This is a genomic window from Nocardia sp. NPDC059229 (assembly GCF_042754165.1).
GTDB lineage: Bacteria > Actinomycetota > Actinomycetes > Mycobacteriales > Mycobacteriaceae > Nocardia.
Genome location: NZ_JBHZAK010000027.1, coordinates 41,330 through 63,932, shown reverse-complemented (window position 1 = coordinate 63,932; position 22,603 = coordinate 41,330). Strand labels below are relative to the sequence as shown.

Below are 22,603 nucleotides of genomic sequence, written 5' to 3'. Positions count from 1 at the left end.
GAAGAAGGCACCGTGACCGTCCCCGGATCGAATATCTCGCTCGACGATCTGCCGCTGCGGGAGAACCTGCGTGGCAAGAGCCCTTACGGCGCACCGCAATTGACCGTTCCGGTGCAGCTGAACACCAACGAGAACCCGCACCCGCCGAGTAAGGCCCTCATCGACGACGTCGCGGAATCCGTGCGCGCCGCGGCCGCCGACCTGCACCGGTACCCGGATCGCGACGCGGTCGGGCTGCGTGCCGATCTGGCCGCCTACCTGACCCGGCAGACCGGCGTAGCGGTGGACACGGCGAACGTGTGGGCGGCAAACGGCTCCAACGAGATCCTGCAGCAGCTGCTGCAGGCGTTCGGCGGACCCGGCCGCAGCGCACTGGGTTTCGTGCCCTCGTACTCGATGCACCCGATCATCTCCGAGGGCATCGACACCGAGTGGATCGAGGCCAAGCGCAATGGCGACTTCTCCCTCGACATCGACTACGCGGTGCTGACGGTGGGGGAGAAGAACCCCGACGTGGTCTTCGTGACCAGCCCCAACAACCCGACCGGCCACAGCATTCCGCTCGCGGACCTGGAACGCATCCTCGCGGCCGCGCCCGGCATCGTGGTGGTGGACGAGGCGTACGGCGAGTTCTCCGCGGCGCCCAGCGCGATCAGCCTGATCGACAAGTACCCCACCAAGCTGGTGGTCAGCCGCACCATGTCCAAGGCGTTCGCCTTCGCGGGCGGGCGGCTGGGCTACCTGGTGGCCGCACCCGCGGTCATCGACGCCATGCTGCTGGTGCGCCTGCCCTACCACCTGTCCGTGGTCACCCAGGCCGCGGCGCGGGCGGCGCTGCGGCACGCGGACGAAACCCTCGGCAGCGTGGCCGAATTGGCGGCGCAGCGCGACCGGGTCATGGCGGCGCTGGCCGAGCTGGGATACGAGGTCATCCCCTCGGATGCCAACTTCGTGCTGTTCGGCCGCTTCGCCGACGCGCCGCGCGCCTGGCAGCACTACCTCGACGAGGGTGTGCTCATCCGCGATGTCGGCATCCCCGGCTACCTGCGCACCACCATCGGCCTGGCCGCCGAGAACGACGAATTCCTGCGCGTCAGCGCGAAACTGGCGTCCGAGGAGCTGATCGCCCGATGACCACCGACCGTGCCGACCGCATCGCCCGGGTCGAGCGGACCACCCGCGAATCCAGCATCGTGGTGGAGCTCAATCTGGACGGCTCCGGCAAGACCGACATCTCCACCGGCGTCCCCTTCTACGACCACATGCTGACCGCCTTCGGCCAGCACGGCAGCTTCGACCTGACGGTCCAGGCCAAGGGCGACATCGAGATCGAGGCCCACCACACCGTCGAGGACACCGCCATCGTCATCGGCCAGGCCCTGGGCCAGGCGCTCGGCGACAAGAAGGGCATCCGCCGCTTCGGCGACTGCTTCATCCCGATGGACGAAACCCTCGCGCACGCCGTCGTCGACGTGTCCGGCCGGCCGTACTGCGTGCACACCGGCGAGCCGGATCACATGCTGCACACCATCATTCCGAGTGTGGCCCCGACCGCGTCCTACTCGACCGTGATCAACCGCCACGTCTTCGAGTCCATCGCGCTCAACGCCCGCATCGCCCTGCACGTGCGCGTGCTCTACGGCCGCGACCAGCACCACATCACCGAGGCCGAATACAAGGCCGTGGCACGGGCTTTGCGCGCCGCCGTCGAGTACGACCCGCGCGTGTCCGGCGTCCCCTCCACGAAGGGCTCGCTATGACCAAGAAGATCGCCCTGCTCGACTACGGCTCCGGCAACCTGCACTCCGCCAGCCGCGCCCTCGCCCGCACGGGTGCGGACGTCACCATTACCGCCGACCCCGAAATCGCTCTGAACGCAGACGGTCTCGTGGTCCCCGGTGTCGGCGCGTACGCGGCCTGCATGGCAGGCCTGCTGTCCGTGCGCGGTGACCGCATCATCGGCAGGCGCCTCTCCGGCGGCCGCCCCGTGCTCGGCATCTGCGTCGGCATGCAGATCCTGTTCGAACGCGGCGTCGAATTCGGGGTGGAAACCGAGGGCTGCGGCGAATGGCCCGGCACCGTCGAGCGTCTGGACGCCCCCGTCCTCCCGCACATGGGCTGGAACACGGTGAAGGCTCCCGAGGACAGCGTCCTGTTCGCGGGCACGGACGCCGACACCCGGTTCTACTTCGTCCACTCCTACGCCGCCCAGCACTGGGCCTGGACCGACGACGGCGGCAGCCAGATCGCCCCGGCCAAGCTGACCTGGGCCGAACACGGCGTCCCGTTCCTCGCCGCGGTGGAGAACGGCCCGCTGTCGGCCACCCAGTTCCACCCGGAGAAGTCCGGCGACGCCGGAGCCCAACTCCTGCGCAACTGGATCGACTCGATCTGATCGGCCCCCGAAACGACCGAAACCCCCGCTCCCGGCGGGGGTTTCGGTGTTTCTAGGCCGCTGACGGCTCGGGCCGGGTACCGACCGACCAGATGGGCTCGGAGGCCACGCTCGAGAACTGCCAGCCGTCGGGGGTACGGACGGCGTCGAAGCGATAGACCTCGCCCAGGGTCAGGCGCGGCTGCGAGCCGAGGGTGGGGTCGTGGGCAGGACCCCAGGCGAAGACGACCAGGAGGTTGGCCCGGACCTTGGCGGTGTCACCGTCCAGATCGATCAGGATGCCGCTGATGACGTGCTGGATCTGCCGGTCGGGGGAGTGGTTTCGGCCGGCCTGGGTGACCAGGGCGGTGCGGCCGGTGGCCAGGCCGCCGGGTGTGCGGGCGGTGGCATCGGCGGTGTAGAGGGCGGCGAGCTCCTCCCAGTCGCCTTCATCGAGGGCGCGGCCGAGGCGGTGGACCAACTCGGTGATCTCGAATTTGTCGGCCAGATCCTGGAATTGCCGGGTGGTGGTGTGGATCGCGTTCATGGCTACGGTCTTTCGACGAGATTGTTGGTGACTCCAACGTTGGTGAAACCAATGTAATCGATTGTGGGTGTCCCCAACAAGTGTTGCTAGATTCCTCTCATGGACACCGCGCCCGAAGGGGCCTCCGGCCGGCTGCGCGCTCTTCCCACCCGCCTCATCGGCCAGGTCGCGATCATCGCCAACCGCTGCACCGAGAAAGCCCTGGAGCCCACCGGTTCCCGCCGCTACCACTACGCCCTGCTCGCCACCCTCGACGAACACGGCCCCCTCAGCCAGGCCGAGGCGGGCCGCCGCACCGGTATCGACCGCAGCGACGTGGTCGCCGCGGTCAACGACCTGGCCGACCGCGGCCTCCTGCACCGCACCCCCGACCCCACCGACCGCCGCCGCAACACCCTTACGCTCACGCCCGCCGGGCGGGCCCACCTGGCCGACCTCGACGAACGCCTGGAAGCGGCCCAGCGAGAACTACTCCCGGGCTTCACCGCCGCCGAACGCGCCAACTTCGTCCTGACGCTGAACCGCGTCCTCGAATCCCATACCCGAGGCGGCTGACCCCCGCCTCAGCACCTGGTCGACCCGGGCGTCACGGTCGTCCCCGACACCTCCGGCGGCCGCCCGGCCATCTGCGCCTTGCTTCCGTCCCAATGGAATTGGACGCAGTAGAAGGTTCCGTCCGCGCAGGCATTACAGCTGCCGGGGATCTTGTACCGCAGCCCTACGGTGTCGTCGGTGGTGTGGTTCGGATCCGGGGAGATGAACGAATTCCACCTGGGGTCGGCCGTGCCGATGTAGCTCCCGCGATGGAACAGCAACACCTGCATGGGTGAGCTGGCCGTCGCCCCCTCGATCGTGATCAAGTACGCCGACAGGGTCGAGCAGATGTCATTGACCGTCGTCCGCGCCCCCGCCGCGGGCAGCGCCCACTTCCACGGCGTCCCCGGCACCACCTTCACCGGAGCCAATGTGGCGGCGGCACTTCGAATCACGCCCGGCTCGGGCTTGCACGGCTGCGCTCCCGTCCCCGCCGTGGTAGCCGCCGGTGTGCGCGTGGTGGTCACCGCCGTCGGCTCCCCGGCCCGCGCCGCGGTGCTCGCCGCCGGGCTGGGCCGCGCCCCCGATCCGCCGCTGTCGCCGCACCCGGCCGCCCCGCAGGCCAGCACCAGCGCCGCCAGCCCGATCCCCACCTTCCGCACGACCAGCCCCACCTTCCGCACAACGAGCTCCCTTCGATCGACGACCCCGACCTCCCCGCAGCGTGACACCGCCCGCGTGCCCCTGCCCCGGAAATCGTTCCCGCCGCGCGGTGGGCGGCTGACGCTGTTCACCCTGCGGTCGGTGTGACGGCGGGCAACCACTAGGCTTACCGCGTGAGTCTTGTGCTGCTACCTGCCGTCGATGTCGCCAATGGTGAGGCTGTGCGCCTGGTTCAGGGGGAGGCGGGCAGCGAAACCGGTTACGGTTCGCCGCGCGACGCCGCGCTGGCCTGGCAGCACGCCGGGGCCGAGTGGGTGCATCTGGTCGACCTGGACGCCGCGTTCGGCAAGGGCTCCAACCGCGAACTGCTGGCCGAGGTGATCGGCGAACTCGATGTGAAGGTCGAGCTGTCGGGCGGGATTCGGGACGACGAGTCGTTGGAGGCCGCGCTGGCTACCGGCTGCGCGCGCGTCAACCTCGGCACCGCGGCCATCGAGAATCCGGAGTGGTGTGCCCGGGCCATCGGCGAGTACGGCGACAAGATCGCCGTCGGCATGGATGTGAAGCTCATCGACGGCGAGTGGCGGCTGCGCGGACGCGGCTGGGTGACCGACGGCGGCGATCTGTGGGAGGTGCTGGAGCGCCTCGAGCGCGACGGCTGCTCGCGGTACGTGGTCACCGACGTCTCCAAGGACGGCACGCTGACCGGCCCGAACCTGGACCTGCTGAGCCAGGTCGCCAATGCCTGCGAGGCCCCGGTCATCGCGTCGGGCGGCATCTCCCAGCTCGACGACCTGCGCGCCATCGCGACGCTGGTAGACGAGGGCGTCGAGGGCGCGATCATCGGCAAGGCCCTGTACGCGGGCCGGTTCACCCTGCCCGAAGCCCTGGCCGCGGTTCGCTAGCGCCGTGGCCGCCGAACTCGCCGAACTGCTCGGCATCGCCAGTGAGGTTCTCGACTCCGCCGCACCGCGTTTCGTCGAGGGCATCGGGGCGCCGAGCGCGGTCGAGAAGGGGCGCAACGACTTCGCCACCGAACTCGACCTGGAGCTCGAGCGCACTATCTCGCAGCGGCTGGGCGAACGCACCGGAATCCCGGTGCACGGTGAGGAATTCGGCGGTCCGCAGCTGGCCTCCGGCACCGCCTGGGTGCTGGACCCCATCGACGGCACCTTCAACTATTCGGCGGGCAGTCCCATGTGCGGCATGCTGCTGGCGCTGGTGCGCGACGGCGTCCCTGTCATCGGCCTGACCTGGCTGCCGATCCTGGGCCAGCGCTACGCGGCGGTCGCGGACGGCCCGCTGCTGCTGAACGGCAACCCGCTGCCGAGCCTGGCCCCGGCCAAGCTCGCCACCGCGCCGATCGGCTTCGGCAGCTTCAATATCGATGGGGCGGGCCGGATTCCGGGCATCTTCCGCTTCAACCTGCTGGGTGCGCTGAGCCGGCTGTCCGGCCGCCAGCGCATGTACGGCTCCACCGGCATCGACCTGGCCTACACCGCCTCGGGAATTCTCGGCGGGGCCGTGGTGTTCGGGCATCATCCCTGGGACAACGCCGCGGGCGTGGCCCTGGTCCGGGCCGCCGGCGGCGTGGTCACCGACCTGCTGGGCCGGGACTGGACCATCGAATCCGGTTCGGTGCTGGCCGCCGCCCCCGGCGTGCACGAGGAACTACTGGACCTGATCGCGGACACCGCAGACCGGGTCCGAGGAGAGGCAGAGCAATGCTGAAGACAGAGGTCATGAAATGACGTTGGCCGTACGCGTGATTCCGTGCCTGGACGTCGACGCCGGGCGCGTGGTCAAGGGCGTCAACTTCGAAAACCTCAGGGACGCGGGCGATCCCGTGGAACTCGCGGCCACCTACGACGCCCAGGGCGCCGACGAGCTGACCTTCCTCGACGTCACTGCCTCCACCGGCGACCGCGGCACCATGATCGACGTGGTCACCCGCACCGCCGAGCAGATCTTCATCCCGCTCACGGTCGGCGGCGGCGTGCGCACCGTCGAGGACGTGGACCGGCTGCTGCGCGCGGGCGCGGACAAGGTGTCGGTGAACACCGCCGCCATCGCCCGCCCCGAGGTGCTGCGCGAAATGTCGGAGCGGTTCGGCTCCCAGTGCATCGTGCTGTCGGTCGACGCCCGCACCGTGCCCGAGGGGCAGCCCGCGACCCCGTCCGGCTGGGAGGTCACCACCCACGGCGGCAAGCGCGGCACCGGCATCGACGCCGTCGAATGGGCCGTACGCGGAGCCGAACTGGGCGTCGGCGAGATCCTGCTCAACTCCATGGACGCCGACGGCACCAAGGCGGGCTTCGACCTGCCGATGATCCGCGCGGTGCGCGCCGCGGTCTCGGTGCCGGTCATCGCCTCGGGTGGCGCGGGCAAGGTCGCCGACTTCGCGCCCGCCGTGCAGTCCGGCGCGGACGCGGTGCTGGCCGCCAGTGTCTTCCACTTCGGCGACCTCTCCATCGGCCAGGTCAAGGACGCCATGCGCGCGGAAGGAATCACCGTCCGATGAGCACCCTGGATCCCGCGATCGCGCGCCGCCTCAAGCGCAACTCCGACGGGCTGTTCGCCGCCATCGCGCAGGAGAAGAGCACCGGCGACGTGCTCATGATGGCGTGGATGGACGACGAGGCGCTGGCCCGCACCCTGGAAACCCGCAAGGGCACCTACTATTCGCGCTCTCGCCAGCAGTACTGGGTCAAGGGCGAGACCTCCGGCCACACCCAGTACGTGCACGAGGTACGGCTGGACTGCGACGGCGACACCGTGCTGCTGGTCGTCGACCAGGAGGGCGCGGCCTGCCACACGGGCACCCACACCTGCTTCGACACCGACGTGCTGCTGTCCCAGGGCGACCGGCTGCTCACCGACGAGGACTGAGCGGCAACGGTTTCCGGCCTCGGCGAGCAAGCTCGCAGCGTCGGTGAACAGCCCTCGGCGTCAACCCGATTCGTTCGGGTCCATGTCCAGATGCGAGATCGGCCGCCCCGCGCGGCCGAGCCCGCGGGCCATGCCCTTGTCCAGCTGTGCCACCAGGGTCTCGCCCAGTTCCAGCAGCTGCTTGGTCTGCTCGGCGTCCAGCCCGTCGAACACCAGGCCGCGCACGCACTCCAGATACCCGGGCGCGGCCTCGGTGATCTTCCGATATCCGGCGTCGGTCAGCACCGCCTGCGCGCCGCGGCGACCGGTAATGGTGACGCGCTCGGCCCAGCCCAGCCGTTCGAGTTTGGAGACCACGTGCGAGAGCCGGGATAGCGATGCGTTTGCCTTTTGCGCAAGGTCACTCAGTTGCAACCGGTGACCTGGTTCTTCGGAGAGCAGAGTCATCACGAAGTATTCGAAATGGGTAATCCCGGACTCACGTTGTAGCTGGGTATCCAATGCGGCGGGGAGTCTGGTGGTGAGCGCGACAAGGGTACGCCACGCTCGCTGTTCCATGGGATTCAACCACTTGGTCACCGTGCGCGCCCTCTCGTAGCAGCCAAGTGACGTGTTATGCCGGCCCGTGGGAGAGCCTGCGAAACAGCATCGAACGAGTCACTCGCACGTCAAAGTTTGCCACGATTTCGCTCGTCAGTCACGGTGTTGCCGAATGACGTGACATCGATCACGCGTGTCGCGAGTGGATTCAGTTCGCGCCGAGTTCGGGAGGCGGTGTCGGAGTTTCGGGCTCTACCCGAGGCTTTTCTGGTTCGGCGTGCCGACGTTCGGCACGGTACCGGCGGAATCGCCTGCGCCCCAAGAGAAATGCCACCAGCAGGAACAGCAGCGCGGCCACGATCGCACCCGCCAGCGTGGCGCCGCGGAATCCCGGCCCGTCGACATCGAGAATGCGCTCACCTGCGTGTGCGGCATTCGAGTTGCCCCACACGATGGTCAGCGTCATCAAATTCGGGATGGCGATGACGATCGCGAGAACCGCCGCGCCGCCCGCGATAAACATGCCGCCCCGTTTACGCCAGCTGAGTCCTGCGGCCAGGAACAGGAAAAGTGGCACAGCCGTACATACCGCGCCCATTATCAGGCCGTACCAGATGCCCTTGGCGAAACTCCCGCTCACCCATTCGCCGATGCGCTGCGCCCACCACCGTGGAATGAATGCGGCCAGCATCAGATACACCAGCCACAAAACGACCGCGGCCACCACTCCGCCAATGATGCGATTGCGCCACGTGACGAAGGTTGAAGGCTTTCGCTCCTGGTCGGTGCTGGGCGTAGTCATGCGCTCAGCGTATGTCCGAATTGTCGGCGCGCCCAGGAGCGACGCGTTGGGGGCTCAGCGCTGGCGCGGTGGGGGCTCAGCGCTCGCGCGGTGGAGGCTCAGCGCTGGCGCGGGAACCTGCTCAGCGCTGGCGCAGGAACTTCAATGCCTCGTCGGCGTGCACGTTCGCGCGCATCTCGCTGTTGATGACCTTGGCGACGGTCCGGTCCGGATCGATGACGAAGGTCGTCCGCTTCACCGGCACCAGCGCGCCCAGCAGGCCGCGCTTCACGCCGAACTCGGCGGCCACCTTGGCTCCGGGATCGGACAGCACCGGATAGCTCAGTCCCTGCTTCTCCGCGAACCCGGACTGCACCTCGACGGAATCCGCGCTGATTCCCACGCAGGTCGCCCCGGCGGCCTTGAATTCCGTTGCCAGATCCCGGAAGTGGCAGGCCTCGGCCGTGCACACCGGCGTGTTCGCCGCGGGATAGAAGAACAACACCACCGGTCCGTCCGCGAGCAGCGACTCGAGCGACCGCACGGTCCCCGACTGGTCCGGAAGTTCGAAATTGGGTGCGAGCTGACCAACCTTCATACCCGCACCCTACCCCCAATTCATCGTGCACGAGCTATCAGAGCCCCGGATGAAATCCTTTGCTGGGCTTCGGGCTTGGCGCCTCGCGAACCGGGCCCTCCACCGGTCCTCTGCCTGGGGGCCCGGGGAACAGCCCCCGGAGCCCCAACCACCCCCGGCACCGGGTGCCGGTCCTACCTCACACGCCGATGAGGGCGGCGACCTCCGGGTTCTTGATATCCATGACGTCCAGGATCCCGTGGGCGCGCAGGAACGGCTTGAGTTCCCTGATGCGGTCGCTGTGCTCGGCGTACTCGTCCGGGAAGTTGCGCGGATCGAGCGCTTCCAGGGCCTTCACATACGTGACGAACGAGGCGATGGCGGAGTACTTCCCGCGCTGGTTCATATGCATCATCCGCGGCGGGTGGCCGGGCAGTCCGCCCGGAGCCAGCTGCGGAGCGGTGTGGCGTGGACCCTCCGGTGCCATCGGTTGCGAGGGGTACATCTGTGTTGAACTCCTCTCGAAAATGGGGATAACCGCGTGCGACCTCTCGATCTTGCTGCCGGAGCAGTGACGATCCACCGCGTGTGGAGACCGCCGCGCGTGTAGTGATGACCGCTTCAGGTATTCGCCGCAGCCGCTCGCTCGGCTGGGCGGGGAGCGCGATTTAGATCGCGCCGGGCGGGCCTGGAATGATGGGTGAATGCACGGCGCGCATGGTTTGCCTCTGAACGTGGCTATCGATACCACCACCTCCCGGGAGCAGTTCCGGGCGCTCGCGGCCGACCACCGGGTGGTCCCGGTGGTCCGAAAGGTGTTGGCGGACTCCGAGACTCCGCTCTCGACCTACCGCAAACTGGCCGCGGACCGGCCCGGCACCTTCCTGCTGGAATCGGCGGAGACCGGCCGCTCCTGGTCGCGATGGTCGTTCATCGGCGCGGGCAGTCCCAGCGCGCTGACCGTGATCGACGGCGCGGCGGCCTGGCTCGGCCAGACTCCCGCCGACGCGCCGGTGGGCGGCGATCCGCTCGCCGCGCTGCGCGAGTCGCTGCAGGTGCTGCGCACCGAGCGGCTGCCCGGTCTGCCGCCGCTGACCGGCGGCCTGGTCGGCTACCTCGGCTACGACACCGTGCGCCGCCTCGAACGCCTGCCCAGCATCGCCACCGATGACCTGCAGGTCCCCGAGATGGTCCTGATGCTGGCCACCGACCTGGCCGCCTTCGACCACCACGAGGGCGCGATCACCCTCATCGCCAATGCCGTCAACTGGAACGGCACCGACGAGCACGTGGACGCCGCCTACGACGACGCGATGGCCCGCCTGGACCGCATGACCGAGGCCCTGGCCGCCCCCGCCGACTCCACCGTCTCGGTCTTCGACCGCCCCGAGCCCGACTACCGCCGGCAGCGCACCTCCGAGGAATTCGGCGCGGGCGTGCGCCGGCTGGTCAAGGAGATCGAGGCCGGCGAGGCGTTCCAGGTGGTGCTCTCGCAGCGCTTCGAGATGGACTACAACGGCACCCCGCTGGACCTCTACCGCATGCTGCGGGCCTCGAACCCGAGCCCGTACATGTACCTCATGCACATCCCGGACGGCTCCGGCGGCACCGCGTTCTCCATCGTCGGCTCCAGCCCCGAATCGCTGGTGACGGTGAAGGACGGCGTGGCCACCACCCACCCGATCGCGGGCACCCGCTGGCGTGGCGTCACCGAGGAGGACGATCTCCTGCTCGAGAAGGGCCTGCTCGCCGACGAGAAGGAGAACGCCGAGCACCTCATGCTCGTCGATCTGGGCCGCAACGATCTGGGCCGGGTCTGCGAGCCCGGTACCGTGCGCGTCACCGAGTACCGCCACGTCGAGCGCTACTCGCACGTCATGCACCTGGTCTCCACGGTCTCCGGCCGCCTGCGCGCCGGCAAGATCGCCCTCGACGCGGTCCAGGCCTGCTTCCCCGCGGGCACCCTCTCCGGTGCGCCCAAGGTCCGCGCCATGGAGTTGATCGAGGAGCTCGAGCCCACCCGCCGCGGTGTCTACGCGGGTGTGGTCGGCTACCTGGACTTCGCCGGTGACGCCGACACCGCGATCGCCATCCGCACCGCCCTGCTCAAGGGCGGCACCGCCTATGTCCAGGCCGGCGCCGGCATCGTCGCCGACTCCGACGCGGACTACGAGGACGTCGAATCCCGCAACAAGGCCATGGCCGTCCTCAAGGCCATCGCCGCCGCCGAGACCGTGCGCGCCTACCGCCCGAACGGCGCGGATCAATGAGCGATCAGGACCCGGACAGGGGCCCGGAACGGAAAGCGACACCCGAGGGCAGCGCAACACCGGAGAACAGCGCGGAGCGGGAAAACGGAGCGGCGCAAGCCGATTCGAAGCCCGCCGGGGGGGACACCGGGAAAACCGGTGCCGCCGCTTCCGATCCACACGCCGAGACCGACGCCGCGCGCACTGCCGAACGCGCGCAGGCGGCGGACCTGGCCGAGGCCGAGGCGAATGCCGCTGCGGCGGAAGCCGACACGAACGCCGCGGGGGCGCGGAAGCGGTCGCGGCCGATCGCCGCGGTGGCGCTGCTGGCGGTCGCGGCGGCGCTACTCTGGGGGTCGTCCCGCATGACGTGGGCCCGGCTCGAGATCACCAGCGACTACGGCCTGCCGCGCCATCGAGATCTCAACGGCGGTGTGTGGTTCGGGGCCCTGACGCCACTGGCGCTGGTCTTCCTGGCCACCATCGCGGCGGTGTTCGCCACTCACGGCTGGTGGCGGCGCGGCGTCGGCGTGGTGGTCGCGGTCCTGGCCGCGGTGTCCGCGGTACCCGCGTACGCCCTGCTCATGCACAAGGGGACCGCCGATCGCGCCACCCGACTGGCCGAACTGCACGGGGGTGACCACGCGGGCGCCGTGACGACCTCGACGCTGCCGGCCGTGGTGTGCCTGGCCGGTGCGGTGGCCGCGTTCGTGGCCGGTCTGCTCCTGGTCCGGCAGTCGTCCGGGACCTCCCGGATGTCCGGTAGGTACGACAGTCCGGCGGCGCGGAAGCTGTCGGCGGCCGAGCAGGTTGCCGCACATCAGGCCCGGGTCCAGGACCACGAATCCGGGACCCCGGGCGCCACTGATAAGCAGTTGTCGGGTCGCGTGCTGTGGGATGCCCTCGACGAGGGCGTCGACCCGACCGACGATGAAACCAATCACCCTGCCGCGCACGATGATCCGGGTAACGGGGCAGCGCGTGACAACCGCCCCTGAGCTGGGTGGGGGACCGGCAGCGCCGCCGGTACCCGCCCCGCTGTCAAGCACGGGAGCATAGCCATTTACTCTTTATCAGCATCGGTGAGACAGCGCCTGGGGGGATTCTCAGGCAGCAAGTCCGTCTCCCCAGAAAGGATTCGAGCCAGATGACGGTACTCGACTCGATTCTCGACGGGGTCCGCGCGGATGTGGCCGCTCGGGAAGCCCTTCTGGATTTCCAGGCGGTGAAGGCAGCCGCCGCGCAGGCCAAATCCCCGCGTGACGCCAAGGCCGCCCTGCACGCGGAGGGGATCGGAGTGATCGCCGAGGTGAAGCGGGCCAGCCCCTCCAAGGGTGCGATCGCGGACATCCCGAACCCCGCCGACCTGGCCCGGGCCTACGAGGACGGCGGCGCGCGCATCATCAGCGTGCTGACCGAGCAGCGCCGCTTCGGCGGTTCGCTCGCGGATCTCGACGCGGTCCGCGCGGCGGTGGACATTCCGATCCTGCGCAAGGACTTCATCGTCGGCCCGTACCAGATCCACGAGGCCCGTGCCCACGGCGCGGACGTGATCCTGCTGATCGTGGCCGCCCTGGAACAGGACGTGCTGTCCGCGCTCATCGACCGCACCGAATCGCTCGGCATGACCGCGCTGGTCGAGGTGCACACCGAGGAGGAGGCCGACCGCGCCCTCGAGGCCGGCGCCAGCGTGATCGGCGTGAACGCCCGCAACCTCAAGACCCTCGAGGTGGACCGGGATGTGTTCGCGCGCATCGCCCCCGGCCTGCCCAGTGAAGTGATCCGGGTGGCCGAGTCCGGCATTCGCGGCACCGCCGACCTGCTGGCCTACGCCGGGGCGGGCGCGGACGCCGTACTCGTCGGCGAGGGCCTGGTGACCAGTGGCGACCCGCGCGCCGCGGTGGCCGAGCTGGTGACCGCCGGAACCCACCCCTCGTGCCCGAAGCCGGTTCGCCGGGGACGGTGAAAGAGCCGATGACGCAAACTCACGGAGTTTCTTCCGAAATGGCCTCCGGCAAGAACGTTCTCGGCCTCCCGCAGGCCAGTGACGGCATCACGCACAAGAGCCACGAACCCGATCTGGGCGGGCACTTCGGCGTGTACGGCGGGCGGCACGTGCCCGAGGCGCTGATGGCCGTGATCGAAGAGGTCACCGCCGAATACGACAAGGCCCGGGTCGATCCCAACTTCCTCGACGAGCTGGATCGCCTGCAGCGCGACTACACCGGGCGCCCGTCGCCGGTGTTCGAGTGCCGGAACCTGGCGCAGCACGCCGGCGGCGCGCGCATCCTGCTGAAGCGGGAAGACCTGAACCACACCGGTTCTCACAAAATCAACAATGTGCTCGGTCAGGTGCTGCTGGCCAAGCGCATGAACAAGACCCGCGTCATCGCCGAGACCGGCGCGGGCCAGCACGGCGTCGCGACCGCCACCGCGTGCGCGCTGCTCGGCATCGAGTGCGTCATCTACATGGGCGCGGTCGACACCGTGCGCCAGCAGCTGAACGTGGCCCGCATGCGGCTGCTCGGCGCCGAAGTCATCAGTGTGACAACGGGTTCGCAGACCCTCAAGGACGCCATCAACGAGGCGCTGCGCGACTGGGTCACCAATGCCGAGCAGACCTACTACTGCTTCGGCACCGCCGCGGGCCCGCATCCGTTCCCGCTCATGGTGCGCGACTTCCAGCGCATCATCGGCCTGGAGGCGCGCCAGCAGGTGCAGGCCCTGACCGGCCGCCTGCCCGACGCCGTAACCGCCTGTGTCGGTGGCGGTTCCAATGCCATCGGCATCTTCCACGCCTTCATCGACGATCCGGGCGTGCGTCTGATCGGCTATGAGGCCGCGGGCGATGGTGTCGAAACCGGCCGTCACGCAGCGACTTTCACCGGTGGCACCCCGGGTGCGTTCCAGGGCGCATACTCCTACCTGCTCCAGGACGAAGACGGCCAGACCATCGAATCCCATTCGATTTCGGCCGGTCTGGACTACCCGGGCGTCGGCCCGGAGCACGCCTACCTCAAGGACATCGGCCGCGCCGAGTACTACCCGATCACCGATACCGAGGCCATGGACGCGCTGCTGCTGCTGAGCCGTGCCGAGGGCATCATTCCGGCCATCGAGTCCGCGCACGCGGTCGCGGGCGCGGTGAAACTCGGCAGGGAGCTCGGCGAGGGCGCGATCATCGTGGTGAACCTGTCCGGTCGCGGTGACAAGGACATGGACACCGCCGCCGAGTGGTTCGGGCTGTTCGACAAGGCCGAAGAGAACGCAGGGGAGAAGCAGTGAGCCAGCAGTCCCGCCTCGCGAACACCTTCGCAGCCGCCCGCGAGGAGAACCGCGCCGCGCTCATCGGCTACCTGCCCGCCGGTTACCCGGACCTCCAGGGTTCCATCGACGTGTGCAAGGCCATGGTCGAATCCGGTTGCGACATCATCGAAGTCGGCGTCGCCTACTCCGATCCGGTGATGGACGGCCCGACCATCCAGCATGCCGCCGAACAGGCGCTGGCCGGCGGCGTCCGGGTGCGCGACGTGTTCAAGGTCGTGGAGGCCATCTCCCAGGCGGGCGGCAAGGCAGTCGTCATGACCTACTGGAACCCGGTGCTCAAGTACGGCGTCGACAGCTTCTCCCGCGATCTGGCGGCGGCGGGCGGCCTCGGCCTGATCACGCCCAACCTGATTCCGGAGGAGGCCGACGACTGGTTCGTGGCGTCCTCGACCCACAACCTGGATCGCATCTTCCTGGTCGCGCCGTCGTCCACCGAGGAGCGCCTGGTCAAGACCCTCGAAGCCAGCAAGGGTTTCGTGTACGCGGCCTCGACCATGGGTGTGACCGGTGCGCGCGACGCGGTGTCCTCCATGGCCCCGGCCCTGTGCGCGCGGGTGCGCAGCCACTCCGATATTCCGATCGGCGTCGGCCTGGGTGTGCGCAGTGGCGCGCAGGCGGCCGAAATCGCCTCCTACGCCGACGGCGTCATCGTGGGCTCGGCCCTGGTGACCGCGGCGGCGCAGGGTCTGGACGCGGTCCGGACGCTGACGGCGGAGCTGGCGCAGGGCGTCCGCTCGGCGGCGGTTTCCTCGTAACCAAGGCAATACCCAAGGGTGCGTACCGAATTCGGTACGCGCCCTGGTGCGTTGTCCGGCGGTGCGGGGATGCGCGCCGCTTCGTATATCCGTTGCGTTACCGGGTGCCGGTGCCACCCCTGGCGGCGAATCCCACGGCGCGCGCTGACCTGAGACAGCACGCCGCAGGCCTGTTGGGCTACGGTGGGGACTCGTGACCATACGAGCCCTTGCCGAGAGCACCGGCGCCGATGTCCTGGCCTACATTCCCAGCCCGCCGCGCGGGGTCTGGAACATTGGGCCGTTCCCGCTGCGGGCGTACGCCATCTGCATCATCCTCGGCATCATCGCGGCCATCTGGCTGGGTGAGAAGCGGTGGGTGGCGCGCGGCGGCCAGACCGGCATGGTGCTCGACGTGGCCATGTTCGCGGTCCCGTTCGGCCTGATCGGCGGACGGCTCTACCACGTGGCCACCGACTGGCAGAAGTACTTCGGCGCCGGCGGTCACCCCATCAACGCGCTCAAGATCTGGGAGGGCGGCCTCGGCATCTGGGGCGCGGTGCTGCTCGGCGGCATCGGCGCCTGGATCGGCTGCCGGGTGTACCGGATTCCGTTGCCCGCCTTCGGCGACGCCATCGCTCCGGGCATCCTGCTGGCCCAGGCCATCGGCCGGCTCGGCAACTACTTCAACCAGGAGCTCTACGGCCGCGAGACCAAGGTGCCGTGGGGCCTGGAGATCTTCCTGCGCTACGACCACAGCGGCCAGCTGGACATGATGAACGGCACCGCCGCGGGCCCGGCGGAGAAGATCGTGCAGCCGACCTTCCTCTACGAGCTGATCTGGAACCTGCTCGGCGTGGCCGTGCTGCTCTACGTGGATCGCAAGTTCCGCATCGGCCACGGCCGCCTGTTCGCGCTCTACGTGGCGGTCTACTGCTTCGGCCGCTTCTTCGTGGAGCTGCTGCGCGACGACGAGGCCACCCACATCCTCGGCCTTCGCATCAACACCTTCACCTCGGCGATCGTATTCGTCTGCGCCGTGGCCTATTTCCTGTTCGCCACCAAGGGGCGTGAGACCGCCGACCAGCTGCGCGCCGGCGTCGAACGGCCCTGGCCGTGGCAGATCGGTGCGCTGCGGGCGTTCGGGGCGGCGGGTGCGGCGGCCGGAACCGGATCGGCGGCAGGGGATCCGAAGGCTGCGGTTACCGAGGTCGACGAGCCGACCGCCGAAAAATCCGCGGGTGACACCGGAACGGAATCCCCGGCCGCCGGCAACGAATCCGAGACCGCGCGCGATATCTCTTCCGAAACCGGCGATTCCGAGCCGGAGGCGACGGAGTCCACCGCGGTCGACCAGGCGAAGACGGTCGAGTCCGGCAAGAATGGCTCCTGACCGCGATCAGGAGGACGTGAGTGACCGACCCATTCGACAAGCCGCCGATGCAGGACGGGCCGCAGTACGGCGTTCCCGGCACCGGCCCGCAGTACGGGCAGCCCTACGGCCAGCAGCCGTACCCGGGCCAGCAGTCGTACGGCCAGCCGGGTCAGCCGTACGACCAGCCAGGTCAGCCGTACGGCCAGCCGATGCCGTATCCGATCCCGGGCCCGGCCGGGCCCTACGGCGGTGACCCGGAAGCCCCGTTCGGCCGTGACCAATTCGGAGTTCCGTTCTCGGACAAGAGCAAGCTCACCGCGGGCCTGCTGCAGATCTTCATCGGGCACTTCGGTGTCGGCCGGTTCTACCTGGGCTACACCACGATCGGCGTGCTGCAGCTGATCACCTGCGGCGGCTGCGGGATCTGGTCGCTGATCGACGGCATTCTCATGCTCACCGGCAAGGTCCCCGACCTGCAGGGACGTCCGCTGCGCGACTGACGGCGATACTTCCGCGTCCAACGGCCGCCACCCGACCGGGTGGCGGCCGTTCGCGCTTATCATCGAGCGCGATTTCGCACCAGGGTTTCGCGCATCATGATGGTTGCCGTGCCGCCCGGTCGGTCCGCGGCGTACCCTTTGTCGGTTGTTTTGTCGCGTGGTCACCCACGCCCGAGGAGAGGTCCCCGTCGTGCGCCGTAAGCTCGCCGCCGTCATGCTCGCCGTTGTCGCCGCCGCAGGGCTCGTTGCATGCAGCTCCAGCAAGGACGACGCGAACACGCTCAAAGTCGGCACCGAGGGCAACTACTCCCCGTTCACCTACCAGGACAACGGCACCCTGACCGGCTACGACGTCGACGTCATCAAGGCCGTCGGCGACAAGATCGGCAAGAAGGTGGAATTCACCACCGCCCCCTGGGACTCGCTGTTCGCCGCACTGGAATCCAAGCGCGTGGACCTCATCGCCAACCAGGTCACCATCAAACCCGAACGCGAGCAGAAGTATTCGCTCTCCCAGCCCTACACCGTCTCCGAGGGCGTCATCGTCACCAAGACCGGCAACGACGGCGTCCACGCCCTGGCCGATCTGAACGGCAAGACCTGCGCCCAGTCCGAGACCTCCAACTGGGCCGACACCGCCAAGGGCGCCGGCTGCAAGGTCGAGGCCATCCCCGGCTTCGTGGAGGCGGTGCAGCTGCTCAAGACCGGCCGTGCCGACGCCACCGTCAACGACACCCTCGCGGTGAACGCCTACACCAAGCAGCAGGGCACCGGCACCATCCAGGTGGTCGGCAAGACCGGTGAGGTCTCCAAGCAGGCCTTCGCCGCCCGCAAGGACTCGCAGGCGCTGACCGATCAGGTCAACAAGGCGCTCGACGAACTGCGCGCCGACGGAACGCTCGCCAAGATCTCCGACAAGTACTTCGGCACCGACGTCAGCAAGTAAGCGACACAGGGCAATTCGACGATGGACGACGCCACCTGGGCGCTGGTACGGCACAACCTCTGGCCCATGCTGGAGGCCACGGTCACCAAGACGCTGCCGCTGACCGCCATCAGCTTCGTGATCGGCCTGGCGATAGCGCTGTTCGTGGCGCTGGCCCGGATGTCGAGCGTGTGGCCGCTGCACGCGGCCGCGCGCTTCTACATCTCGATCATTCGCGGGACGCCGCTGCTGGTGCAGCTGTTCATCATCTTCTTCGGTCTGCCCGCCTTCAATATCGTGCTGGAGCCGTTTCCGGCGGCCATCATCGCGTTCAGCCTGAATGTCGGCGGCTATGCGGCGGAAATCATTCGGGCCGCGATCCTTTCGGTGGCCCAGGGCCAGTGGGAGGCGTCCTACTCGGTCGGCATGAACTATGCGCAGGCGCTGCGGCTGGTCATCCTGCCGCAGGCCTCCCGCATCGCGGTGCCCCCGCTGTCCAACACCCTCATCTCCCTGGTGAAGGACACGTCGCTCGCTTCCACCATTCTGGTGACCGAGTTGCTGCGCACCGCGCAAATGGCCGCCGCGCCCACCTTCGACTTCTTCGCGCTCTATGGCGTCGCGGCAATCTACTACTGGGTAATATGCCTGGTCCTCGGCTTCGGTCAGACTCGATTGGAAACCCGTCTGGCCCGGCACGTTGCGCGTTGATCGTGAGATAGCTGAACGGCTGCTTACGAGATCTGTATATGTGTGTGCCGGGGTCGGCATGAGGGTTGTCACAGGTCTAGGGTTGAACGCGTGATGCGACGAACGAAGATTGTGTGCACCCTCGGACCAGCAGTGTCATCCGAGGACCGGATTCGTGAGCTCGTCGAAAGTGGCATGGACGTTGCGCGCCTGAACTTCAGCCACGGCGAGCACTCCGATCATGCCGAGAACTACAAGAAGGTGCGCGCTGCCAGCGATACGGCCGGCCGCGCTGTCGGTATCCTCGCCGACCTGCAGGGCCCGAAGATCCGGCTGGGCCGGTTCGAGGGCGACGGCAAGACCGTCTGGAACACCGGCGAGGAAGTCCGTATCACCGTCGACGACATCGTAGGAACTCACGACCGGGTTTCCACCACCTACAAACACCTCGCCAAGGACGCCAAGCCCGGCGACCGGCTGCTCGTGGACGACGGCAAGGTCGGGCTGACCGTGCTGCGTGTCGAGGACAACGACGTCATCTGCCGGGTCACCGAGGGCGGCCCCGTCTCCAACAACAAGGGCGTCTCGCTGCCCGGCATGGACGTGTCCGTGCCCGCGCTGTCCGAAAAGGACATCGACGACCTGGAATTCGCCCTGAACCTGGGCGTGGACTTCATCGCGCTGTCCTTCGTGCGCTCGCCCTCCGATGTGGAGCTGGTGCACGACATCATGGATCGCGTGGGCCGCCGGGTGCCGGTCATCGGCAAGCTCGAAAAGCCCGAAGCCATCGACAATCTGGAAGCCATCGTGCTGGCCTTCGACGCCATCATGGTCGCGCGCGGCGACCTCGGCGTGGAGCTGCCGCTCGAGCAGGTGCCGCTGGTGCAGAAGCGCGCGGTGCAGATGGCGCGCGAGAACGCCAAGCCGGTCATCGTGGCCACCCAGATGCTGGAGTCCATGATCACCAACTCCCGCCCGACCCGCGCCGAGGCCTCCGACGTGGCCAACGCCGTGCTCGACGGCGCGGATGCGGTCATGCTCTCCGGCGAGACCTCGGTCGGCGACTACCCGATCGAGGCTGTCCGCACCATGGCCCGCATCGTGCACGCCGTGGAATCCGAGTCCTCGACCCGGGTGCCGCCGCTGACCCACGTGCCGCGGACCAAGCGCGGCGTCATCTCCTACGCCGCCCGCGACATCGGCGAGCGGTTGAATGCCAAAGCGCTGGTTGCCTTCACGCAGTCCGGTGACACGGTGCGCCGCCTGGCCCGCCTGCACACCCCGCTGCCGCTGCTGGCCTTCACCCCGCAGGCCGCGATTCGCAGTCAGCTCGCCTTGACGTGGGGCGTGGAAACGTTCATCGTTCCTCCGGTGGGCACGACCGACGAGATGATCCACCAGGTGGACAACGCGTTACTCTCGATCGGCCGGTACAAGAAGGGTGACCTCGTGGTCATCGTGGCCGGCTCGCCGCCGGGTACTGTCGGGTCCACCAACCTGATCCACGTGCATCGCATCGGCGAGGAGGACCACTAATTTGAGTGCGTCGCTGGACGAGACGTCTTCGGACGTCGTCGCGGACCCCGAGGGGACCGGTCTGTCCGACGATCTGCGGGAGCTGCTGCGCCTGCTCGATCTGGAGGAGAACGGCCCCGATATCTTCCTCGGACACCATCCCGAGAAGGTGTGGAGCCGCACGTTCGGCGGCCAGCTGGTCTCGCAGGCGATCATCGCCGCGGGACGGACGGTGGGTCCGGAGCGTCCGATCCACGCGGTCAACGCGCACTTCGTCCGTGGCGGTGACCCGAAGCAGCCGATCGAATACCACGTCGACCGGCATCGGGACGGCCGCTCCATCGCCAACCGCACGGTCACGGCGTACCAGGGCGGGCAGGAGCTGTTCGTCATGCTCGCCGCCTTCCAGGACTGGGGCAAGGGGCTCGAGCACGGCGCGCCCCTGCCCGACGTCCCGGGGCCGGACGACCTTCCGCGCGTGGAGGAATCGTTCGCGGGTCTGGAGGACAAGCTCCAGATGTTCGTCGACGCACCGCATCCCATCGAGATGCGCTACACCAACGACCCGGCCTGGATCCTCAAGGGCAAGGGCGAGAGCCTCGGCCACAACCGGGTCTGGATGCGCACCGACGGGCAGCTGCCCGACGACCCGCTGATTCACGTTGCGGCGCTGGCATATTCGTCCGACACCACGGTGCTGGACTCCATCATCACCACGCACGGGCTGTCCTGGGGGTGGGACCGCATCATCGCGGCCACGGTGAACCACTCCATCTGGTTCCACCGGCCCTTCCGCTTCGACGACTGGTCGCTCTACGCGACCGAGTCCCCGGTGGCGGCGGGTTCCCGCGGCCTGGCCCGCGGCCACTTCTACGCCCGGAACGGCGACCTGCTCGCGACGACCGTGCAGGAAGGCGTGATCCGCCACTTCCCAGCGCGCCGCTGACACGCGATCGCCCGGAGACGACGCATACATGACCGGGCCGTGCCCTGCGGGGTGCGGCCCGACGTGTGTCTCGGGGGTCCGGGGGCGGAGCCCCCGAAATCTCGAGGGGGTTCGGGGGCGAAGCCCCTGAGAGCTCTGAGAGTCAGATCAACTCGCGGTTCTCTTCGAGTTCGAAGTTCTCGCGCTGCAGGGCGTGCACGATGTAGGGGATCGGTTCGTCGGCGGACAGTTCCAGCACGAGGCGCTGCTCGAGCTTGGCGATGCCCGCCTTGGTTAGTTGACGGGCCTCGCCCACCAGGCTGAGCGCGATCTCGTAGGTGCGGCGGGCGCCCGGCTCCACGCCGGGATTGTCCAGCCGCCACTGGGTTTCGAGCACAGTGTGGGTGGGTTCGTCGCACTCCACCGGCAGGGTGAAGCGCCACGCGAAGATATCTCGATCGGCGACGTATTCATCGACCACCCGGCACACCGTCTCGGTGACGCGGTGCAGGGTCTGAGGTGTCACGTAAACATGGAGCGAAACATCCGAAATTCGCTTCGGCATGTCCTTGGTCCTGTTCTTGTGTCGAACCACCGGCAGTGGCGTTCGGCGGAACGGATAAGTGTTCCGCGCGAGAGTGTAATCCCTTACCGGACCGACCAGGCAGCAAGGTGCATTGACACGCGACGGTCCAGGGCCCGGATGTCGGATTTGCCTGCTATCCGGCGGATTCCGCCGCGTGCCGGGTCGGTTCGACTGCCGGCCCGGAGTATTCGGTCGGCCGCGGGTGCGCGGCTCGCCTGCCCTGCTCGCCCCGGCCGCCGTCTATCACCAGCAGCGGCGGCTGCCCGTCCCCGGCGCTGCGCGGGCGCAGTGTGGCCTGCGGATGCTGATGGGCGTGCAGGGCGAGCAGCAGTGGCACCAGCGCCTCGGCGATGCGGTCGCCGACATCGCAAAACTGTTGCGGCGACAGGCCGACCGGATCGGAGATGTTCTCCCGGCCGACGTACGCGAGATCGTTGCGGGCGGCGTGCAGTCCGACCACGGTGCGAGCGCCGCTGACCTTGGCGATCCGGTACGCCTCGAGCAGCGTGAAGGTACGGGGGAGCGCCTCGGGCACGAGTTCGCGCACCTGGTCGCGAATCTTCTCGGTCATGGCCAGCACCAGGTCGGCGCGGTGCACCATCTCTGCCTTGAGGCGGCGGGCCTTGAAATTGTCGGCATTGCCACCGAGGCCCACAATCGTCTGTGCGGCAAGGGGTTCCACGGGGAATCCGACCAGTGCGCGTACGCCGGCACTCTCGGCGGACAGCTCCTGTAGTCCGTGGTCAGCGGCCACCGCCAGGGTGAGGCGCTCGGCAATGACGGATCGGCAAACATTTCCGCTGCACACGAACAACACATGCATGCGGATAACTTATGCCCGCCGTTGTCGCTTCGAAACTGTTCCGTGACCG

28 protein-coding genes are annotated in these 22,603 nt (G+C 68.4%); 20 read left to right on the top strand and 8 right to left on the bottom strand.

The genetic code is table 11. The features are described from left to right. Nucleotides 1-12: 12 nt before the first annotated feature. The 3 genes from ACFXHE_RS38690 to hisH are packed head-to-tail and all read left to right on the top strand — an operon-like array spanning nt 13 to nt 2,395. On the top strand, nt 13-1,134 hold the full coding sequence (locus ACFXHE_RS38690; protein WP_379389892.1) for a histidinol-phosphate transaminase: 1,122 nt from the start codon (nt 13-15) through the stop codon (nt 1,132-1,134). Beyond that, a complete protein-coding gene (gene hisB, locus ACFXHE_RS38685; RefSeq protein ID WP_354846012.1) occupies nt 1,131-1,760 on the top strand; it encodes an imidazoleglycerol-phosphate dehydratase HisB in 630 nt (209 codons plus the stop codon). Before ACFXHE_RS38690 ends, hisB begins: the two co-directional genes overlap by 4 nt. After that, a complete protein-coding gene (gene hisH / locus ACFXHE_RS38680) occupies nt 1,757-2,395 on the top strand; it encodes an imidazole glycerol phosphate synthase subunit HisH (RefSeq protein ID WP_379389831.1) in 639 nt (212 codons plus the stop codon). The genes hisB and hisH overlap by 4 nt, the downstream gene beginning before the upstream one ends. A 52-nt stretch (nt 2,396-2,447) precedes the next feature. Here hisH and ACFXHE_RS38675 read toward each other — a convergent pair whose 3' ends face one another. Beyond that, on the bottom strand, nt 2,448-2,921 hold the full coding sequence (locus tag ACFXHE_RS38675) for a nuclear transport factor 2 family protein (RefSeq protein WP_379389830.1): 474 nt from the start codon (nt 2,919-2,921) through the stop codon (nt 2,448-2,450). Between the two features lie 99 nt (nt 2,922-3,020). Between ACFXHE_RS38675 and ACFXHE_RS38670 the strand changes: the two genes are divergently transcribed. Then, nucleotides 3,021-3,476, top strand: a complete 456-nt coding sequence (locus ACFXHE_RS38670; RefSeq protein WP_379389828.1) for a MarR family winged helix-turn-helix transcriptional regulator — start codon at nt 3,021-3,023, stop codon at nt 3,474-3,476. Nucleotides 3,477-3,484: 8 nt separating this feature from the next. On the opposite strand, the gene ACFXHE_RS38665 is transcribed toward ACFXHE_RS38670, so the two are convergent. Next, nucleotides 3,485-3,781, bottom strand: a complete 297-nt coding sequence (locus ACFXHE_RS38665; protein WP_379389826.1) for an LppP/LprE family lipoprotein — start codon at nt 3,779-3,781, stop codon at nt 3,485-3,487. Between ACFXHE_RS38665 and ACFXHE_RS38660 the strand changes: the two genes are divergently transcribed. The 5 genes from ACFXHE_RS38660 to hisI are packed head-to-tail and all read left to right on the top strand — an operon-like array spanning nt 3,744 to nt 7,007. Next, nucleotides 3,744-4,265 (top strand): hypothetical protein, encoded by a 522-nt coding sequence (locus tag ACFXHE_RS38660; RefSeq protein ID WP_379389898.1) that lies wholly within the window; start codon nt 3,744-3,746, stop codon nt 4,263-4,265. The two genes, ACFXHE_RS38665 and ACFXHE_RS38660, sit on opposite strands and share 38 nt — an antisense overlap. Nucleotides 4,266-4,291: 26 nt before the next feature. Continuing rightward, nucleotides 4,292-5,023: a bifunctional 1-(5-phosphoribosyl)-5-((5-phosphoribosylamino)methylideneamino)imidazole-4-carboxamide isomerase/phosphoribosylanthranilate isomerase PriA gene (gene priA, locus ACFXHE_RS38655; RefSeq protein WP_379389824.1), complete on the top strand. Its 732-nt coding sequence runs from the start codon at nt 4,292-4,294 to the stop codon at nt 5,021-5,023. 4 nt (nt 5,024-5,027) lie between these two features. Continuing rightward, nucleotides 5,028-5,849: an inositol monophosphatase family protein gene (locus ACFXHE_RS38650; RefSeq protein WP_379389822.1), complete on the top strand. Its 822-nt coding sequence runs from the start codon at nt 5,028-5,030 to the stop codon at nt 5,847-5,849. A gap of 16 nt (nt 5,850-5,865) precedes the next feature. Then, entirely contained in the window at nt 5,866-6,639 is a 774-nt protein-coding gene (gene hisF / locus ACFXHE_RS38645) for an imidazole glycerol phosphate synthase subunit HisF (protein ID WP_379389820.1), read from the top strand. After that, nucleotides 6,636-7,007: a phosphoribosyl-AMP cyclohydrolase gene (hisI, locus tag ACFXHE_RS38640; RefSeq protein ID WP_379389818.1), complete on the top strand. Its 372-nt coding sequence runs from the start codon at nt 6,636-6,638 to the stop codon at nt 7,005-7,007. The genes hisF and hisI overlap by 4 nt, the downstream gene beginning before the upstream one ends. 60 nt (nt 7,008-7,067) lie before the next feature. On the opposite strand, the gene ACFXHE_RS38635 is transcribed toward hisI, so the two are convergent. From ACFXHE_RS38635 to ACFXHE_RS38620, 4 genes are all read right to left on the bottom strand, one after another. Further along, the gene (locus ACFXHE_RS38635) at nt 7,068-7,565 is read right to left on the bottom strand and encodes a MarR family winged helix-turn-helix transcriptional regulator (protein WP_379389890.1); all 498 of its coding nucleotides are present in this window, start codon (nt 7,563-7,565) and stop codon (nt 7,068-7,070) included. A 190-nt stretch (nt 7,566-7,755) separates the two neighbouring features. Further along, nucleotides 7,756-8,349 carry a permease gene (locus ACFXHE_RS38630; RefSeq protein ID WP_379389816.1) on the bottom strand — a complete coding sequence of 198 codons (594 nt, stop codon included), beginning with the start codon at nt 8,347-8,349 and terminating at the stop codon, nt 7,756-7,758. A 121-nt stretch (nt 8,350-8,470) separates the two neighbouring features. After that, on the bottom strand, nt 8,471-8,926 hold the full coding sequence (locus ACFXHE_RS38625; protein ID WP_379389814.1) for a peroxiredoxin: 456 nt from the start codon (nt 8,924-8,926) through the stop codon (nt 8,471-8,473). Between the two features lie 178 nt (nt 8,927-9,104). Next, on the bottom strand, nt 9,105-9,410 hold the full coding sequence (locus tag ACFXHE_RS38620; protein ID WP_379389812.1) for a hypothetical protein: 306 nt from the start codon (nt 9,408-9,410) through the stop codon (nt 9,105-9,107). 229 nt (nt 9,411-9,639) lie between these two features. Here ACFXHE_RS38620 and ACFXHE_RS38615 point away from each other — a divergent pair, with 229 nt between their 5' ends. From ACFXHE_RS38615 to ACFXHE_RS38565, 11 genes are all read left to right on the top strand, one after another. Next, a complete protein-coding gene (locus tag ACFXHE_RS38615) occupies nt 9,640-11,175 on the top strand; it encodes an anthranilate synthase component I (protein WP_379389810.1) in 1,536 nt (511 codons plus the stop codon). Continuing rightward, complete coding sequence (locus ACFXHE_RS38610; RefSeq protein ID WP_379389808.1) at nt 11,172-12,152, top strand: TIGR02234 family membrane protein; 981 nt, start codon at nt 11,172-11,174, stop codon at nt 12,150-12,152. The genes ACFXHE_RS38615 and ACFXHE_RS38610 overlap by 4 nt, the downstream gene beginning before the upstream one ends. A 149-nt stretch (nt 12,153-12,301) precedes the next feature. Then, nucleotides 12,302-13,120 (top strand): indole-3-glycerol phosphate synthase TrpC, encoded by an 819-nt coding sequence (gene trpC / locus ACFXHE_RS38605; protein ID WP_379389806.1) that lies wholly within the window; start codon nt 12,302-12,304, stop codon nt 13,118-13,120. Between the two features lie 38 nt (nt 13,121-13,158). Then, nucleotides 13,159-14,439, top strand: a complete 1,281-nt coding sequence (gene trpB / locus ACFXHE_RS38600; RefSeq protein WP_379389804.1) for a tryptophan synthase subunit beta — start codon at nt 13,159-13,161, stop codon at nt 14,437-14,439. Beyond that, nucleotides 14,436-15,236 (top strand): tryptophan synthase subunit alpha, encoded by an 801-nt coding sequence (trpA, locus tag ACFXHE_RS38595; protein ID WP_379389802.1) that lies wholly within the window; start codon nt 14,436-14,438, stop codon nt 15,234-15,236. Before trpB ends, trpA begins: the two co-directional genes overlap by 4 nt. Nucleotides 15,237-15,429: 193 nt before the next feature. Then, complete coding sequence (gene lgt / locus ACFXHE_RS38590; RefSeq protein WP_379389800.1) at nt 15,430-16,608, top strand: prolipoprotein diacylglyceryl transferase; 1,179 nt, start codon at nt 15,430-15,432, stop codon at nt 16,606-16,608. A gap of 20 nt (nt 16,609-16,628) precedes the next feature. After that, nucleotides 16,629-17,090: an NINE protein gene (locus ACFXHE_RS38585; protein WP_379389798.1), complete on the top strand. Its 462-nt coding sequence runs from the start codon at nt 16,629-16,631 to the stop codon at nt 17,088-17,090. Between the two features lie 190 nt (nt 17,091-17,280). Continuing rightward, nucleotides 17,281-18,036: a transporter substrate-binding domain-containing protein gene (locus tag ACFXHE_RS38580; RefSeq protein ID WP_379389796.1), complete on the top strand. Its 756-nt coding sequence runs from the start codon at nt 17,281-17,283 to the stop codon at nt 18,034-18,036. Nucleotides 18,037-18,057: 21 nt separating this feature from the next. Beyond that, entirely contained in the window at nt 18,058-18,726 is a 669-nt protein-coding gene (locus tag ACFXHE_RS38575; protein WP_354846064.1) for an amino acid ABC transporter permease, read from the top strand. A gap of 90 nt (nt 18,727-18,816) precedes the next feature. Continuing rightward, entirely contained in the window at nt 18,817-20,241 is a 1,425-nt protein-coding gene (gene pyk, locus ACFXHE_RS38570; RefSeq protein ID WP_364619557.1) for a pyruvate kinase, read from the top strand. Between the two features lie 61 nt (nt 20,242-20,302). Further along, nucleotides 20,303-21,166, top strand: coding sequence for an acyl-CoA thioesterase (locus ACFXHE_RS38565; RefSeq protein WP_379389888.1), 864 nt, complete (start codon nt 20,303-20,305; stop codon nt 21,164-21,166). Between the two features lie 142 nt (nt 21,167-21,308). Here ACFXHE_RS38565 and ACFXHE_RS38560 read toward each other — a convergent pair whose 3' ends face one another. Next, nucleotides 21,309-21,671, bottom strand: coding sequence for a hypothetical protein (locus ACFXHE_RS38560; RefSeq protein WP_357002989.1), 363 nt, complete (start codon nt 21,669-21,671; stop codon nt 21,309-21,311). A 193-nt stretch (nt 21,672-21,864) separates the two neighbouring features. Continuing rightward, nucleotides 21,865-22,554 carry a low molecular weight phosphatase family protein gene (locus ACFXHE_RS38555; RefSeq protein WP_379389794.1) on the bottom strand — a complete coding sequence of 230 codons (690 nt, stop codon included), beginning with the start codon at nt 22,552-22,554 and terminating at the stop codon, nt 21,865-21,867. Nucleotides 22,555-22,603: the final 49 nt, after the last annotated feature.